The following is a 16,503-nucleotide window of genomic DNA, read 5'->3' as shown; positions in this document are numbered from 1 at the left end:
AACGCCTTCTACACTAGGGGTGAACAGCCAACGGGCACCCCTGGCTCAACGTTCACGGGGGGAAGGCGCCATATTTTTTTCCCCAGTCACTTTCAGAAAAGTCTTTCAAACATTTAGGACGGCTGTAGGACACAGTTTGAAATAGTCGGCGAGTTGAATAGCCAGCGGCGGCACCTTATATACCCCGCATAACGCTACATCTTTAGCACGAGGAGATTTTCACAACCATGATGCGCATCCTGCTGTTCTTGGCCACTAACCTGGCGGTCGTGCTGATTGCCAGCATCACCCTGAGCCTCTTCGGCTTCAACGGGTTCATGGCGGCCAATGGGGTTGATCTCAACCTCAATCAGCTGCTGATTTTCTGTGCGGTGTTCGGTTTCGCCGGTTCCCTGTTCTCGCTGTTCATCTCCAAGTGGATGGCGAAGATGAGCACCAGCACCCAGATCATCAGCCAGCCGCGCACTCGCCACGAACAATGGCTGCTGCAAACCGTCGAGCAGTTGTCCCGCGAAGCCGGTATCAAGATGCCGGAAGTCGGTATCTTCCCGGCCTACGAGGCCAACGCCTTCGCCACCGGCTGGAACAAGAACGACGCGCTGGTCGCCGTCAGCCAGGGCTTGCTCGAGCGGTTCTCGCCCGATGAAGTCAAGGCCGTGCTGGCCCACGAGATCGGCCACGTCGCCAACGGCGACATGGTGACCCTGGCGCTGATCCAGGGCGTGGTGAACACCTTCGTGATGTTCTTCGCCCGCATCATCGGCAATTTCGTCGACAAGGTGATCTTCAAGAACGAAGAAGGCCAAGGCATTGCCTACTACGTGGCGACCATCTTCGCCGAGCTGGTACTGGGCATCCTCGCCAGCGCCATCGTCATGTGGTTCTCGCGCAAGCGCGAGTTCCGCGCCGACGACGCCGGTGCACGCCTGGCCGGCACCAGCGCCATGATCGGCGCCCTGCAACGCCTGCGCGCCGAACAAGGTTTGCCGGTGCACATGCCCGACACCCTGAATGCCTTTGGCATCAATGGTGGCATCAAGCAGGGCCTGGCTCGCATGTTCATGAGCCACCCGCCGCTGGAAGAGCGTATTGACGCACTGCGTCATCGGGGCTGATCGTTAGCCTCAAGAGAAAACCCGCAGAAATGCGTAATGCTGGTTCAGCTTAGAGAAAACGGCGCTTCTTTCAGAAATGGGAAGCGTCGTTTTTTTTGCGGTATCTACTTGCTTTGGTGTGTATATCCGTTGCTGCGGTAACGGCGGCTTAGGGTTCCGCCCTGACGGCGGCTCACTTTTGAGAAGCGCAAAAATAAGCAAAACGCTTCATGCCCCGGCCGCCGCGAAGGGCCATCCATGGCCCAGCGCGGCTAACCCGGCATCCATGCCGGGTTGCCCACTGCGCAATACCTTCGTTCAGCCAGCGTGGTTAATGGGGCGCCGAGTGGTGGGGCAAGAGCGTTTTACTTTTGCGCTTTTCAAAAGTGAGCCGCTGTAAAAGCGGAACCGCCAGCAGCCGTTACCGCAACAACGGATATGTACTCGATCAACAAAATCCAGGCCACCCGTCAGGCCGCCTTCGCGAGCAAGCCCGCTCCCACAGGGGAACTTGGGTGACCACAGGTTTTGTATTCACAGCAGATCAAATGTGGGCAAGGGCGTCAGCACAACCACCGCTTCAACCTCTGGACAGCCGATAAACACGCTCATCCAGCCGCTTCACACCCGCCTGCAAAAACTTCCAGCTCTCTCCCAGTACATCCTGTTCCTGCAAGACCTCCAACTGCCAGACACCTCCCAGCAGCCGCTGCACCTCTTCATCACCGACGGAAAACGGTGGGCCAGGCATTTCATCCTGGTTGTAATCCAAGGTAATCAACAAGCCGACCCCATCGGGCAAGATCTTCTGCAGATGGGCCGCATACCGCTCGCGCATCGACAGGGGCAAAGCGATCAACGCAGCGCGGTCGTACAGTCCCACGCAATCGACCACATCCTTCGGGCCCAGGGCAAAGAAATCACCGCAGCGAATCTCGATATCACCGGCACGGAACACCCTGAAAGCGCCCTCTTCACTCACAACCGGCTCAAGCTGATGCTCAAGGAAAAAATCAGTGGCGGCTTTTTCCGACAACTCCACGCCCAGCACCGAATAGCCCTGATGGGCAAGCCACAGCAGATCCAGGCTTTTCCCACACAACGGCACCAGCACCCGACTGCCCTGGGCCAAGCCCAATTGCGGCCAGAAACGTTGCAGGTAGGGGTTTACCTCCGGCAAGTGAAAACCAATCTGGTTCGATGACCAGCGCTTGTGCCAAAACTCAGGCTCCATGATTCACTCCAGAAAATTCGATAAAAACAGGCTAAAACTTATATTAGATTTAGATCATTGACCTGATGGAAGATAACCCCATCTTAACGCTCAGGAGTCCGTTCATGCTGCCCAGCCTGTTTATCTCCCATGGCTCACCGATGCTCGCCCTGGAACCCGGCGACAGCGGTCCGGCATTGGCTCGCCTGGCCGCTCAATTGCCCAAGCCCAAGGCCATCGTCATCGTGTCCGCCCACTGGGAAAGTAACGAACTGCTGGTCAGCGCCAATCCACAGCCGCGCACCTGGCACGACTTCGGCGGCTTTCCACCGGCGCTGTATGAGGTGCAGTACCCCGCGCCTGGCGATCCTAAACTGGCGACGCAAGTCGCAGACATGCTCAACGCCGCGGACCTGCCGGTACGCCTCGACCCTCAACGGCCGTTTGACCATGGTGTCTGGGTGCCATTGTCCTTGATGTACCCCGAGGCCGACATCCCGGTGGTGCAGGTTTCCCTGCCCAGCCGCCAGGGACCGATGTTGCAAACACAGGTCGGCCAGGCCCTGGCGAACCTGCGCCAACAGGGCATCTTGCTGATCGGCTCTGGCAGCATCACCCATAACCTGCGCGACCTGGACTGGAACGCCGGTCCCGACAGCATCGAGCCCTGGGCCAAGGACTTTCGCGATTGGATGGTCGAGAAGCTGGCGGCCGACAACGAGGCCGCGCTGCATGATTACCGTCGCCAGGCGCCGAACGCCGTGCGCAGCCACCCCAGCGATGAGCACTTGCTGCCGCTGTATTTTGCCCGGGGTGCGGGGGGCAAGTTCAGTGTTGCCCACCAAGGGTTCACGATGGGGGCGTTAGGGATGGACATATATCGATTTGACTGACTGATTGACCGCGTCGCTGCAATCGCGAGCAAGCTCGCTCCCACAGGGGGTTGTGAGCGGCGAAAATCCAATGTGGGAGCGAGCTTGCTCGCGATTGGCCTCCACACCACTCTCCCTGACAGAACACCAAACGACAGGCGAAAAAAATCCCCGAACCAGTCGGGGATTTTCCATGTTCGATCAATCAGCCCAAGAGCCGATCAATCTTCGCGATAGCGACGCAGCTTGAGCTGCTTGCCAGCCACACGAGTGTCCTTCAGCTTGGTCAGCAACTTCTCCAGACCATCTTCCGGCAGCTCGACCAGGCTGAAGCTGTCACGCACCTGGATGCGGCCGATAGCTTCGCGGGCCAGGCCGCCTTCGTTGAGGATGGCACCCAGCAGGTTCTTGGCAGCGATGCCGTCACGGGCACCCAGCGCGGTACGGCAGCGAGCACGACCTTCGGCCAGCGGGATCGGCGCACGACGCTCGCGATCACCACGGTCCGGACGATCACCAGTGCGCTCAGGACGATCGCCACGCGGTGCGTTGTTCGGCACCAGGGGACGTTCCTTCTCGATTGCAGCCAGGTTCAGCGCTTGGCCATTGGTGGCCTTGCGCAGCAGTGCGGCGGCCAGTGCGCGTGGGCTGCAACCGATGTCGGCAGTCAGGCGATCGAGCAGATCACCGTGGGTCGATTCGGCGTCAGCCACCAGTGGCGACAGGCTGTTGGTCAGTTTCTTGATGCGGGCATCGAGAACGGCCTGGGCGTCCGGCAGGCGAACTTCAGCTACCTTCTGGCCAGTTACACGCTCGATCACTTGCAGCATGCGGCGCTCACGCGGGGTGACCAGCAGCAGCGCACGGCCTTCGCGACCGGCACGGCCAGTACGGCCGATACGGTGAACGTAGGACTCCGGATCGTACGGCATGTCCACGTTGAATACGTGGGTGATGCGCGGAACGTCCAGGCCACGGGCAGCGACGTCGGTCGCCACAACGATGTCCAGGCGGCCATCCTTGAGGGAGTCGATCACGCGCTCACGCTGGTTCTGGGCAATGTCACCGTTCAGCGCAGCGGCTTTGTAGCCTTTGGCTTCCAGGGCGCTGGCCAGGTCCAGGGTCGCTTGCTTGGTGCGCACGAACATGATCAGGGCGTCGAAGTCTTCCACTTCCAGCAAGCTGAGAACGGCAGACGTCTTCTGGTCAGCGTGAACCAGCAGGTGAGCCTGTTCGATCGCGGTGACGGTCTGGGTCTTGGTCTGGATCTTCACGTGTTGCGGATCGCGCAGATGGCGCTCGGCAATGGCACGGATCGATTGCGGCAGGGTGGCCGAGAACAATACAGTCTGGCGAGTCGCTGGCAGGGCCTTGAAGATGACTTCCAGGTCATCCATGAAACCCAGCTTGAGCATTTCGTCGGCTTCGTCGAGAACCAGGTGGTTCACGGTAGCCAGGACTTTTTCGTCACGACGCAGGTGATCGCACAGACGACCCGGGGTGGCGACAACGATCTGCGCGCCATTACGGATGGCTTTGAGTTGTGGGCCCATCGGGGCGCCGCCGTAAACGGCCACAACAGTAACGCCAGGCATCTGCTTGGAATAGGTTTCGAAAGCGGTTGCTACTTGCAGCGCCAACTCCCGAGTTGGCGCCAGGATCAGGGCTTGCGGTTCGCGCTTGGCAGGATCGATGCGATGCAGGATCGGCAGGGCGAACGCAGCGGTTTTACCCGTACCGGTTTGCGCCTGGCCAATCATGTCGTGGCCGGCCATGATGATCGGGATCGATTGCTGCTGAATCGCCGAAGGTTCTTCGTAGCCAGTCGCAGTGACGGCAGCAAGAATGTTCGGGTTGAGATTAAAAGCGGCGAAGCCGCCGGTTTCCTGGGTCATGGGTCTGCCTCTAAGTGCATCCGCAAAGACCCATGCTCCAAAGCTGCGCATGCCGTGTTGAGACTCAAGAGTCGCCCTGGCTGCTTTGTCGGCGGGGATTTGCGAAAACGAATGAATGAAAAAGAACGTCGTGGAAGCATCCGTTGTGCGGACATGCAACCGAAGCTGACTTCGGGGAATTGCGCTACCTTGACGCGGCCCGGCTAAAGGCCGGCGCGCACTATACCGGAATTCGCCCAAAAAGGGAGCTTTTTTTATTGCCAGACCCCGTTATGGGGCTCGCTGTCACAGGTCCAGGGGTTAACGGTACAACCGTTTGTTTTACAGAGGCCCAGCGTTGCGGGGATGGGATGCTAAAACGGTTCATCTTTACCTGTGGGAGCAAAGCTTGCTCGCGATGCGGACACCGCGATTTGCGCAGGTACTGAGTCGTGTTCATCGCGAGCAAGCTTTGCTCCCACAGGAGTTGTCGCACCTTGGACGGGGGTCACGTTGCCGGGCGAATGGCCTTGATCAACGACTGCAACGAATAACCCAGTCGCGGCGCCAGCCCTTCGGCCCTGGCGACCAGTCCCTGCATGTCCAGCTCCTGATCCAGGTCCGCCGGCACGATCAGGATCACATTGCCCTCCTTCACCGGCAGCTCCCAATAATGCCGGTGGTACAAGCCGCGCAACAACGCCGCCCCCAATGGCTTGCCGTCATCGGTGGCCCACTGGTTGATCACCAGCCAGCCGCCCGGGTTGAGGCGTTTCTGGCAGTTTTCCAGGAAACCCCAGGCCAGGTGCCCGACGCCGGGACCGACATCGGTATAGAGATCGACGAAAATCAAGTCCGCCGGCTCGGCGCTTTCAAGCAGTTCCAGTGCATCGCCGACGCGAATGTACAACCGCGGATCGTCATCCAGCCCAAGGTATTCGATGGCCAGGCGCGGCACGTCGGGGCGCAATTCGATGGCCTCGACATCTTCCAACGGCAGGAACTTGAGGCAGGCCTGGGTCAACGTACCGGCGCCCAGCCCCAGAAACAGCGCACTTTCCGGCTGCTCGTGACACAACGCGCCGATGAGCATGGCGCGGGTATAGTCATATTCGAGCCAGCTTGGATCGGCTGTGAACACGCAACTCTGCTCGATGGCATCGCCAAACTCGAGAAACCGGTAATCGGCCACTTCGAATACGCGAATCATGCCGAACTCGTCGTGCACCTCGGCGAGCAAATGCTCGACGCGCTCCTCTGTCATTTCATCTCCTGATGGTGACCGTGCCGGCTTGAGCCTGCGAATAAGGGGCAAAGGCGCGATTGTCCGCGAAGCAACCGGAGCAGGTCACGCACTAATTTGCTGATAACATGGCCGTCCGAGCGTAAATCACCTAGAGATCATGATGAGCCAACCCTGGAGCCCTGACAGCTGGCGCGCCCTGCCGATCCAGCAACAACCCCGCTACCCCGACGCCGCGCACCTGTTGCAGGTGGAGCAGACCCTGGCCAGCTACCCGCCTCTGGTGTTTGCCGGTGAAGCCCGGGAGTTGCGCCGTCAGTTCGCCGAGGTGACCCAGGGCCGGGCGTTCCTGCTGCAAGGCGGCGACTGCGCCGAAAGCTTTGCCGAGTTCTCGGCGGCCAAGATCCGCGACACCTTCAAGGTGCTCCTGCAGATGGCGATCGTCATGACCTTTGCCGCTGGCTGCCCGGTGGTCAAGGTCGGGCGCATGGCCGGGCAATTTGCCAAGCCGCGTTCGGCCAACGACGAAACCATCGACGGCGTGACCTTGCCGGCCTACCGGGGCGATATCGTCAACGGCATCGGTTTCGACGAGAAAAGCCGCGTACCTGACCCGGAGCGGTTGCTGCAGTCCTACCACCAGTCCACCGCCACCTTGAACCTGCTGCGCGCCTTCGCCCAGGGCGGGTTCGCCGACCTGCACCAGGTGCACAAGTGGAACCTGGACTTCATCGCCAATTCGGCCCTGGCGGAAAAGTACAGCCACCTGGCCGACCGCATCGACGAAACCCTGGCATTCATGCGCGCCTGTGGCATGGACAGCTCGCCGCAACTGCGCGAAACCAGTTTCTTCACGGCCCACGAAGCGTTGCTGCTCAATTACGAAGAAGCCTTCGTGCGCCGTGACAGCCTGACCAACGACTATTACGACTGCTCGGCCCACATGCTGTGGATCGGCGACCGCACCCGTCAGTTGGACGGCGCCCATGTCGAATTCCTGCGCGGGGTGAACAACCCGATCGGGGTCAAGGTCGGCCCGAGCATGGACCCGGACGATCTGATACGCCTGATCGACGTGCTCAACCCGCAGAACGACCCCGGCCGGCTGAACCTCATCGCCCGGATGGGTGCCAACAAGGTCGGTGAACACTTGCCGCCGCTATTGCGCGCCGTGCAGCGTGAAGGCAAGCAAGTGCTGTGGAGCTGCGACCCGATGCATGGCAACACCATCAAGGCCAGCAGCGGCTACAAGACCCGGGACTTTGCGCAGATCCTCGGTGAAGTGAAGCAGTTCTTCCAGGTCCACGAAGCCGAAGGCACCTATGCCGGCGGGATTCACATCGAAATGACCGGGCAAAACGTCACCGAATGCATCGGCGGCGCACGCCCGATTACCGAGGACGGGCTGTCGGACCGCTACCACACCCACTGCGACCCGCGGATGAATGCCGATCAGTCGCTGGAGCTGGCGTTTTTGATTGCCGAGACGTTGAAGCAGGTCCGGCGGTGAGTCAGTAGGTCCTTCTTCGCCTGTTCAATCGCTTCGCGAGCAGGCTCGCTCCCACAGGGATCTGCGGTGACCACAGCTTTTGTGTCCACAGAAAATCAAATGTGGGAGCGAGCTTGCTCGCGAAGGCGTCGGCTCAGTCACCATCAATTTGCGCTAATGCCATAGCCAACCGAACCCCACTCACTCGCTGGCAATTGAGCTGGACCCGCTCCAACCCCAGCCACCGGGCCATGCTCTTCAAGTTCAGCGCCAGGGCCTGCATCCCCTCCTCGTCCAGCCCAGATGCATCCTCGTGCACGGCATGCACGGCCAACTGCCCCAAGGCCCGCTCTGCCCGCAGGTCCACCCGCGCGGCAATGCGTTCGTGGTGCAGGAACGGCAACACGTAATAGCCATACACCCGCTTGTGGACAGGCGTGTAGATCTCCAACCGGTAGCGAAAGTCGAACAAGCGCTCGGTACGGCCGCGCTCCCAGACCAACGAGTCGAACGGCGACAGCAAGGCACTGGCGGCGACCTTGCGAGGAATTTTCGCCGCGGGTCGGCACCAGGCCGCTTGCTTCCAGCCTTGCACCTGACAACGCAGCAGTTCCCCGGCCTCCTCCAGCTCGGCCAGGCGCCCGCGACAATCGGCCGGGTCGAGGCGAAAGTAGTCACGCAGGTCTTTCTCGGTGGCAATGCCCAAGGCGTCGGCAGCATGCACCAGCAAGCCGCGTTGGGCCTGGGCCTCGTCCGGCAACGGTTGTTGCAGGATCGCGGCCGGCAGGACCCGTTCGGGCAAGTCGTAGAGCCGCTCGAACCCGCGCCGCCCCGCCACCGTGACTTCGCCCGCCGCGAACAGCCATTCCAGCGCATGTTTCTCCGCGCTCCAGTCCCACCATGGCCCGGCCTTTTCCTTGCGCGTAGACAAACTACCTGCGCCAAGGGCGCCCTGTTCCTGGACCGCGGCCAGGACGCGGCGGATGACATCCTGGCGTTCTTGGCCGAAACGCGCCAATTGCTGGTAGATCCCTTCGCCACCCGACGCCCGATCCATGCGCCAGCGCATCAGCGGATACATCGACATCGGCAGCAGCGACGCTTCATGCCCCCAATATTCGAACAGCGTACGACGTCGGCCCTGGCTCCAGGCTGCTTGATCGAGCAAATCGCGATTGTAGTGACCGAGGCGGGAGAACAGCGGGAGGTAATGCGAGCGCACCAACGCATTGACTGAGTCGATCTGCAGGACGCCGAGGCGTTCGATCAGGCGGTTGAGGCGTGAGGGTTGCACCGAAGCTGGCGGTGAGCGCCCATCGAATCCTTGGGCGGCCAACGCCAGACGCCGGGCCTGTTTGAGGGTAAAGGACAGAGTCGCGGGCATGGAGATCTCCTTGTCTGCTCGCAACCTACCTCACCAGTAAGGGGTTTGTGTAGGAAAGGATGGCTCATTTGTGCATTGGGTCGTCCCAGAATGGCCGAACCACTTCCTGCTCCACGTCGGCACGACTCACGCCAATGTCCTTGAGCGCCTCGTCGCTCATTCCAGCCAGCAGTTCGCGCTCGTGGTGCAATTCGTACCAGCGACTAAACTTGTGCAGCAGGGCGCTGACGGAAAAGCCGTGGGAGAGTTTGTCTATCAGTAGATAACCTTTTTGACCTTTCATCGTGATGTCCTCCGTTGGGGATGGATCAAGTCTCGCGCTAACGATAAGATCAATCCAACGAATGTTTCTTATGCAATACATCTCGGAGATTGATCAATTGTCGAGTTACCCGAGCATCGATACGGAAGTGCTGCGTACCTTTGTCGCCATCGCCGACCAAGGCGGTTTCACCCGGGCCGGGGAATTGGTCAATCGCACCCAGTCTGCCGTCAGCATGCAGATGAAGCGGCTGGAAGAAGACGTGTTGCAGCGCCGGCTGTTCGAGCGTGATGGGCGCCAGGTCAAGCTCACCGCCGAAGGCCAGGTGCTGCTGGGCTATGCCCGGCGGATCCTCAAGCTGCACAGCGAGGTGTTCAATACCCTGCGTGAACCACACATGGTCGGCACGGTGCGCATCGGCACGCCGGACGATTACGTGATGCGCTTCCTGCCAGGCATCCTGCAACGCTTCGCCCAGTTCTACCCGCTGATCGAAATTGAAGTGCACTGCGAATCGTCCAAGCAGTTGCTGCTGCGCCAGGACCTGGACCTGTCCATCGTCACCCGCAAGCCAGGGGACGAAATCGGCCAGTTGCTGCGCAAGGAGCGTTTTGTCTGGGCCGAAGCCGCCTGCTTCAACGTCCATGAACAAACACCGCTGCCGCTGGCGATGTTCAACAGTGACTGTTTCTGCCGGCAATGGGCCTGCAATGCGCTGGATGCCATGGGTCGCGATTATCGCGTGGCATACAACAGCTCGAGCCTGTCGGCGCTCATGGCGGTGGTGGGCGCCGGCCTGGCAATCACGGCGCAACTGGAAAGCCTGCTGACCCCGGACATGCGCGTACTGGGCGAAGCTGAAGACCTGCCGGAACTGCCCGAGGCCAGCATCATGCTGATCCGCAACCTGCATAACCCCTCGCCGATCACCGAGTGCCTGGCCGAGCACATCGTCGAAGGCTTCAAACTTTAAAGGCGAGCAGCACCGCGCAGAGCACCAGGAAACCGCAGAACAGCCCGCGCAACAGCCGCTCCGGCAAGGCGTGGGCGACTTTCACCCCCCAACTGATGCTCAGCAGGCCACCGACGGCCAGCGGCAGGCCGATGCTCCAGTCCACCTCATGGTGAAACGCATAAGTGGCGAGGGTCACGCCGGTACTGGGCAAGGCCAGCGCCAGGGATAACCCTTGGGCCACCACCTGGCTGGTGCCAAAGATGCTGGTCAGGATCGGCGTCGCGACCACGGCCCCGCCAACACCGAACAGGCCACCCATGGTGCCGGATGCCGCCCCCAGTACGGCGAGCCATGGCCAGCCATAACGCATCTGCGCCGAAGCCGGTGCATTGGCGGCGAACATGCGGGCCAGGTTGTAGAGGGTCAACGCGATCAGGAACGCGACGAAGCCGAGCCGCATGCTGTTCGCGTCGATCCCCACGGCCCAGATCGAACCCAGCCAGGCAAAGCAGAACCCCATGGAAGCCAACGGCAGGACATGGCGCAATTCGATGCGATTGCGCTGGTGATAGCGCCACAATGCGAGCATCACGTTGGGCACCACCATGACCAGCGCCGTACCTTGGGCCAGTTGCTGGTCGAGGCCGAACCAGACGCCCAGCACCGGAATGGCAATCAGGCCGCCACCGATCCCGAACAATCCCCCCAGGGTGCCCAATACGGCACCAAACACCAAAAACTGCACAAATTCGAACAAGACGATTCCCCTTTCCTTAGGGGCCATATCCTACGCAGTCGGCGTCGGCGGGGAAACGTAACATTGGTTCAGGAAAGCAGAATTATCTGGCGCATTAAAGATTCGCCCGCTAGATTCGTAACGATCATTGATTGAAGGTTTTGCCATGAACACCCTGCGCGACACCCCCGAAGCCTGCGAAGCCCTGCTGCTCGACAACCAGGTCTGTTTCGCCCTGCACTCCACCTCGCTGCTGATGACCAAAGTCTACAAGCCGCTGCTACAGGCCCTGGGCCTGACGTATCCGCAATACCTGGCGATGATGGTGTTGTGGGAAAAGGACGGATTGACCGTCGGTGAAATCAGCACACGTCTGCTGACAGACCCCGGCTCGCTGACGCCACTGCTCAAGCGCCTGGAGGCCGAAGGCCTGCTGAGCCGCACCCGCAGCCGTGAAGACGAGCGTGTGGTGATTGTCGAGCTCACCGAACAGGGCCGCGCCCTGCGCGAAAAAGCCCTCGACATCCCCCAGTGCATCCTCGCCGCCAGCGGCCTGACCCTGGAGCAGTTGAAGAAGCTGCAACTTGACCTGCAGGCACTGCGCGGGCATTTGCAAGACAGCCTCTGACTTACCTCCAACTGACCCACCGCTATCGCGAGCAAGCTCGCTCCCACACTTGATGCCCAGACGCAAATCTAATGTGGGAGCGAGCGTGATGACGGCAATCCTGCCGCTTCCTGATCTGTAACTCGCCCATCTAAAAATTTTTTCGCTGCGCTAAAACGCTCTAGTTCAAGGGTTACACGCCCTTTCAGTGGTGCAAATTCAACTCGCATCGAAAATTTATCTTGCGCACAAAATATTAGCGCTATACATTCTCTTCACACCTACTTAGCGCGCAAACATTTAGCGCAACAAAACCAACCCAGAAACGAGGCTCTCATCATGCAAACTCTCTACACCGCAATCGCAACCTCCACCGGCGGCCGTGATGGTCGTGCGATCTCCAGCGACAACATCCTCGACGTCAAACTCGCCACGCCCAAGGAACTCGGTGGTGCAGGCGGTGCGGCGACCAACCCTGAGCAACTGTTCGCCGCCGGCTACTCGGCCTGCTTCATCGGCGCACTGAAATTCGTTGCCAGCCAGAGCAAACGCAAGATCCCCGACGACGCCTCGATTACCGCCCATGTCGGCATCGGCCAGATCCCCGGCGGTTTCGGCCTCGACATCGACCTGCACATCAGCCTGCCAGGGCTGGACCAGGCCGACGCACAAAGCCTGGTGGATGCGGCTCACCAGGTCTGCCCGTACTCCAACGCCACCCGCGGCAACGTTGATGTGCGCCTGCACGTCACCGTCTAACCACCGACCCTGGACCCGAACCTAAGGAAATGCACATGAACACGCTCAGCAAAGCCTTGACCGCTACCCTTCTCGCCCTCAGCGTCAGCAGTGCCTTCGCCGACGGCATCGTCGAACACAACACCCAGGCGTTTCTCGACGCGCTGAATGCCGGCACCGGCAAGCCCCTGGAGCAACTGTCGCCCAAGGACGCCCGCGCCGTATTGGTGGGTGCCCAGGCGGGGGTGAAACTGACCTTGCCCAAGGCCGACATCAGCGAGAAAACCATCCAGGTCGATGGCCAGCCGATCAGCCTGACCATCGTTCGCCCAGCCGGGGTCAAGGGTGAGTTGCCCGCGTTCATGTTCTTCCACGGCGGTGGCTGGGTATTGGGTGACTTCCCGACCCACGAACGCCTGGTTCGGGATCTGGTGGCGGGCTCGGGTGCCGTGGCAGTGTTCGTCAACTACACACCCTCACCCGAAGCGCATTACCCGGTCGCGATCAACCAGGCCTACGCCGCCACGAAATGGGTGGCCGAACACGGCAAGCAGATCAACGTCGACGGCAAGCGCCTGGCCGTGGTGGGCAACAGCGTCGGCGGCAACATGGCGGCGGTCGTGGCCTTGATGGCGAAGGACAAAGGCACGCCGGCGATCCGTTTCCAGGCGTTGCTGTGGCCAGTGACCGATGCCAGCTTCGAGACGGCGTCCTACAACCAGTTCGCCGAGGGGCACTTCCTCAGTAAAAACATGATGAAGTGGTTCTGGGACAACTACACCACCGATGCCGGGCAACGCAGCGAGATCTATGCCTCGCCATTACGCGCCAGCACCGCACAACTCAAGGGTCTGCCGCCCGCGCTGGTACAGACCGCCGAGGCCGATGTCTTGCGCGATGAAGGTGAAGCCTATGCCCGCAAGCTGGACGCGGCCGGTGTACCCGTCACGGCCGTACGCTACAACGGCATGATCCACGACTATGGCTTGCTCAACGTGGTCAGCCAGGTGCCCGCGGTGCGTTCGGCGATGTTGCAGGTGTCACAAGAGCTCAAGCAACACCTGAAGTGACTTGTGGCGAAACACTGTGGGAGCAAGGCTTGCCCGCGATGACGACAGCACGGTGTCTCTGGAACCGAGGCGCCTGTATCGCGAGCAAGCTTTGCTCCCACAGGGCAAGGATCAATCCCCTCACCACAGACCCCATCCTGTCCCTTGGTCTGAACATGATTCGCAGACATAAAAAAGCCCGACTCAATGGTCGGGCTTTTTCATACAGAAGGCTTCGCTTACTTAGCGCGGCCTTTGTACGAACCGCCTTCGCGGGTATCGATCTCGATCATGTCGCCGATTTCGATGAAGTCAGCTACCGACAGCTCGGTACCGTTCTTCAGTTTGGCAGGCTTCATCACCTTGCCGGAAGTGTCACCGCGAGCGGAGCCTTCGGTGTAGTCAACCTGACGCACGATAGTGGTCGGCAGTTCTACGGAAACCAGGCGCTCTTCGAAGAACACGGCTTCGCAGACGTCGGTCATGCCTTCTTCGATGAACGGCAGAACGCTTTCGATGTCTTCGGCGTTCAGCTCGTACATGGTGTAGTCAGTGGTGTCCATGAACGTGTAAGTGTCGCCGCTGATGAAGGACAGGGTCGCTTCTTTGCGGTCGAGGATCACGTCGTCCAGTTTGTCGTCGGCGCTGTAGACGATCTCGGTCTTGTAACCGGTCAGCAGGTTCTTCAGCTTGGTCTTCATGATCGCGCTGTTACGACCCGACTTGGTGAACTCAGCTTTCTGAACCAGCCAAGGATCGTTTTCGAGACGGATCACGGTCCCGGGTTTCAGTTCTTTACCAGTTTTCATTGCGAATATCCGAATTTGGATGGGATTTACAAAAATCTAGGCCGCGTATCATATCCAATTTCCATAAAACTTCACCAGCGCTGCGGCAAGATCGGCTCGCGAGGCCTGTTCCAGACACCACGCCTGGGCATGTTCGGCCAGTTCCTGCTGCTGTTCACGGGTGGCTTTCCAATGTTCGGTCATGTCCTGGCCGGCATTCCAGGCCCGCCAAAGACCGCTGATCGCTTTTTGCGCCGCCTGGGAAAGCCCCTGGGTGTAGAGCCTGAGAAACGCCTCGAGTTTTTCCAGGTGGACGTCTTCTTCCTGCTGGTAGATGTGCCAGAGCAACGGCCGGCCCGCCCATTGGGCGCGCACGAAGGAGTCTTCGCCACGCACGGCGTTGAAATCGCAACACCATAACAATTGATCGTACTGGTCCTGGCGGATGAACGGCAACACCTGCACCGTCAGTGCGCCGCGTCGATGTACCGCACCGACCTCAAGGCCATCGACCCCAAGCCAACGCTCGACGTCGCCCAGCACCCGTCCTTCGGGAACCAGCACATGAAACGCCTGGGCATCGGCGGCCATTGCGTCAAACCAGCTCGCCAGCCCGGCGTTCTCATAGGCAAACAGCGAGATCAGGCAGGCATTCGGCGCCCGCTCGACGCCCAGCCCTTGCAGGAACACTCGTTGCGCCTCGGCATCCTGCTGAAATTGCTGACAGCGCTCCAGAAGACCCGCTTCACGCAGCAGGCCACCTGTTCCTTCCTGGAAGCCCGGGAAGAAGAAATATTTCTGCACGTGTTTGTATTTGACCGACGGTAGGCCGTGACAACCGATCACCCAGTCCTCGGCGCTCAAATAATCAAGGTTCATCCACAGGGGCGTCGTCTGGCGCGCGGCCATCGCATCCATGTAGGCGCTCGGCAGCTGGCAGGCAAACGCGGCGATCACCACGTCGGCGGCGTCGGTGGCCGCCCACTCCCCGGGCCAGTGACGCACTTGCACGCCCTGCTGCCGTTGCTCGGACAGGGTGACGTCGATTTCCGGACACAACCGTTCGAAGGCACGCAGGTCATCGACCCATAGCCGCACCGCGCATCGATGCTCGGCCACCAACTGCCGAGCCAGGCGCCACGTGACACCAATGTCGCCATAGTTATCGACGACGGTGCAAAAAATATCCCAACGCACGGTCATTCCCGACTCCCTGTGGCAAAGGCCTGATTGTCCCGAATAAACCGATCACGCAGAAGAGCCGACGGCGATTAATCTTCATGCGACAATCACCGCCTGCCCATGACCCTGCCAGGAAGCAGCCATGCCCGATCACTCGACACCCTCGCGCCTCACGGCTTTGCAATTGACCTTCAGCATCGCCCTGGGCCTGTGGCTGGGGTTCCTCGCCATCGTGTTGACGGGCTGGCTGCTGTCCAGATTTCTGTTCAATGAACAACTGGCACCCGTGGCCGCCGCCGTCCATCAACTGGCGCAACCACCGGCGGTGCAACCACCCCCAGAGCCGCCCACGCCGATGTTCGAGCAATACCAGCAGAACCTGCAACGGAACGAGCAGCGCCAGGCGCTCGATCAGGTCCGCAACAATCCGCGTAACCTGTCCAACCCCAAGTGCCAGTTCTGGCTGCAACAGGACCAGACTGCGCCCAGTGAAAAAAGCCGCGCCAACGTTCTGCAATTCTGCGAATGACCATGAACAAACAGACCGTCCACCAGCTGATTCTCGACAAGCTCAAGATTGATCTCGACATCGCCGAACGCGCCGCGCAGACCGCCTACGAAACCGCGACCCACGAAGAAAACATCGCCGAGAACAAGTACGACACCCTGGGTCTCGAGGCGTCCTACCTCGCCGCCGGACAAGCCAGGCGCGTGGAAGAAATTCGCCAGGCCCTCACCCTCTGCCAGAACCTGACGCTAAGGCCTTACGACGAACAGCGCGGTATTCAGGTCGGCACCTTGATCGGGCTGGAAGATGAGGACGGCCGTCAGCAATGGCTCTTCCTGGGGCCGGATGCGGCGGGCTTGAAGGTCTCGCTGGTGGGCCAGCCGATCACCGTCATCACCCCTCGCTCACCGCTGGGCCGCGGCCTTCTGGGCAAGTTCGAAGGGGATGAAGTAGAGATCGTGGTAGCGGGTGCCCGGCAACAGTTCGCTGTCACCGAGGCGATCTAGAAG

17 protein-coding genes are annotated in these 16,503 nt (G+C 60.4%); 9 read left to right on the top strand and 8 right to left on the bottom strand.

Going from position 1 to position 16,503, the window contains the following annotated elements; translation table 11 throughout:
• Positions 1-227: 227 nt before the first annotated feature.
• A complete protein-coding gene (gene htpX / locus ASC85_RS20195) occupies positions 228-1,115 on the top strand; it encodes a protease HtpX (protein ID WP_057451052.1) in 888 nt (295 codons plus the stop codon).
• A 559-nt stretch (positions 1,116-1,674) separates the two neighbouring features.
• Here htpX and ASC85_RS20190 read toward each other — a convergent pair.
• Complete coding sequence (locus ASC85_RS20190) at positions 1,675-2,328, bottom strand: thiopurine S-methyltransferase (RefSeq protein ID WP_057451051.1); 654 nt, start codon at positions 2,326-2,328, stop codon at positions 1,675-1,677.
• A gap of 104 nt (positions 2,329-2,432) precedes the next feature.
• On the opposite strand from ASC85_RS20190, the gene ASC85_RS20185 reads away from it, so the two are divergent.
• Entirely contained in the window at positions 2,433-3,200 is a 768-nt protein-coding gene (locus tag ASC85_RS20185) for a DODA-type extradiol aromatic ring-opening family dioxygenase (RefSeq protein ID WP_057451050.1), read from the top strand.
• Between the two features lie 200 nt (positions 3,201-3,400).
• On the opposite strand, the gene ASC85_RS20180 is transcribed toward ASC85_RS20185, so the two are convergent.
• Positions 3,401-5,074, bottom strand: a complete 1,674-nt coding sequence (locus ASC85_RS20180; protein ID WP_003199404.1) for a DEAD/DEAH box helicase — start codon at positions 5,072-5,074, stop codon at positions 3,401-3,403.
• A gap of 487 nt (positions 5,075-5,561) precedes the next feature.
• Positions 5,562-6,317: a spermidine synthase gene (locus tag ASC85_RS20175; protein WP_003199402.1), complete on the bottom strand. Its 756-nt coding sequence runs from the start codon at positions 6,315-6,317 to the stop codon at positions 5,562-5,564.
• A 142-nt stretch (positions 6,318-6,459) separates the two neighbouring features.
• Between ASC85_RS20175 and ASC85_RS20170 the strand changes: the two genes are divergently transcribed.
• Entirely contained in the window at positions 6,460-7,806 is a 1,347-nt protein-coding gene (locus ASC85_RS20170; RefSeq protein WP_057451049.1) for a class II 3-deoxy-7-phosphoheptulonate synthase, read from the top strand.
• A 133-nt stretch (positions 7,807-7,939) separates the two neighbouring features.
• On the opposite strand, the gene ASC85_RS20165 is transcribed toward ASC85_RS20170, so the two are convergent.
• Positions 7,940-9,169, bottom strand: a complete 1,230-nt coding sequence (locus ASC85_RS20165) for a winged helix-turn-helix domain-containing protein (RefSeq protein WP_057451048.1) — start codon at positions 9,167-9,169, stop codon at positions 7,940-7,942.
• Between the two features lie 64 nt (positions 9,170-9,233).
• On the bottom strand, positions 9,234-9,452 hold the full coding sequence (locus tag ASC85_RS20160; protein WP_003199394.1) for a DUF1127 domain-containing protein: 219 nt from the start codon (positions 9,450-9,452) through the stop codon (positions 9,234-9,236).
• Between the two features lie 97 nt (positions 9,453-9,549).
• Here ASC85_RS20160 and ASC85_RS20155 point away from each other — a divergent pair, with 97 nt between their 5' ends.
• A complete protein-coding gene (locus ASC85_RS20155; protein ID WP_027912697.1) occupies positions 9,550-10,404 on the top strand; it encodes a LysR substrate-binding domain-containing protein in 855 nt (284 codons plus the stop codon).
• On the opposite strand, the gene ASC85_RS20150 is transcribed toward ASC85_RS20155, so the two are convergent.
• Complete coding sequence (locus ASC85_RS20150) at positions 10,394-11,170, bottom strand: sulfite exporter TauE/SafE family protein (protein ID WP_430458891.1); 777 nt, start codon at positions 11,168-11,170, stop codon at positions 10,394-10,396. The two genes, ASC85_RS20155 and ASC85_RS20150, sit on opposite strands and share 11 nt — an antisense overlap.
• Before the next feature lie 118 nt (positions 11,171-11,288).
• On the opposite strand from ASC85_RS20150, the gene ASC85_RS20145 reads away from it, so the two are divergent.
• From ASC85_RS20145 to ASC85_RS20135, 3 genes are all read left to right on the top strand, one after another.
• The gene (locus tag ASC85_RS20145; RefSeq protein WP_003199391.1) at positions 11,289-11,750 is read left to right on the top strand and encodes a MarR family winged helix-turn-helix transcriptional regulator; all 462 of its coding nucleotides are present in this window, start codon (positions 11,289-11,291) and stop codon (positions 11,748-11,750) included.
• Positions 11,751-12,068: 318 nt separating this feature from the next.
• Positions 12,069-12,488, top strand: a complete 420-nt coding sequence (locus tag ASC85_RS20140; RefSeq protein WP_003199389.1) for an organic hydroperoxide resistance protein — start codon at positions 12,069-12,071, stop codon at positions 12,486-12,488.
• Between the two features lie 35 nt (positions 12,489-12,523).
• Positions 12,524-13,537: an alpha/beta hydrolase gene (locus ASC85_RS20135; RefSeq protein ID WP_057451046.1), complete on the top strand. Its 1,014-nt coding sequence runs from the start codon at positions 12,524-12,526 to the stop codon at positions 13,535-13,537.
• A gap of 218 nt (positions 13,538-13,755) precedes the next feature.
• Here ASC85_RS20135 and ASC85_RS20130 read toward each other — a convergent pair whose 3' ends face one another.
• Together ASC85_RS20130 and earP are read right to left on the bottom strand one after the other, a co-directional pair.
• Complete coding sequence (locus ASC85_RS20130; protein ID WP_003199385.1) at positions 13,756-14,325, bottom strand: elongation factor P; 570 nt, start codon at positions 14,323-14,325, stop codon at positions 13,756-13,758.
• 48 nt (positions 14,326-14,373) lie between these two features.
• Positions 14,374-15,507 carry an elongation factor P maturation arginine rhamnosyltransferase EarP gene (gene earP / locus ASC85_RS20125; RefSeq protein WP_057451045.1) on the bottom strand — a complete coding sequence of 378 codons (1,134 nt, stop codon included), beginning with the start codon at positions 15,505-15,507 and terminating at the stop codon, positions 14,374-14,376.
• A gap of 121 nt (positions 15,508-15,628) precedes the next feature.
• Between earP and ASC85_RS20120 the strand changes: the two genes are divergently transcribed.
• Positions 15,629-16,015: a hypothetical protein gene (locus tag ASC85_RS20120; protein ID WP_057451044.1), complete on the top strand. Its 387-nt coding sequence runs from the start codon at positions 15,629-15,631 to the stop codon at positions 16,013-16,015.
• 2 nt (positions 16,016-16,017) lie between these two features.
• On the top strand, positions 16,018-16,500 hold the full coding sequence (locus ASC85_RS20115) for a GreA/GreB family elongation factor (RefSeq protein WP_003199378.1): 483 nt from the start codon (positions 16,018-16,020) through the stop codon (positions 16,498-16,500).
• Positions 16,501-16,503 lie beyond the last annotated feature (3 nt).

The organism is Pseudomonas sp. Root401 (assembly GCF_001425105.1).
Lineage (GTDB): Bacteria > Pseudomonadota > Gammaproteobacteria > Pseudomonadales > Pseudomonadaceae > Aquipseudomonas > Aquipseudomonas brassicacearum.
The sequence above is the reverse complement of the archived record's forward strand: the minus strand, read 5'-3'. Positions and strand labels throughout refer to the sequence as shown.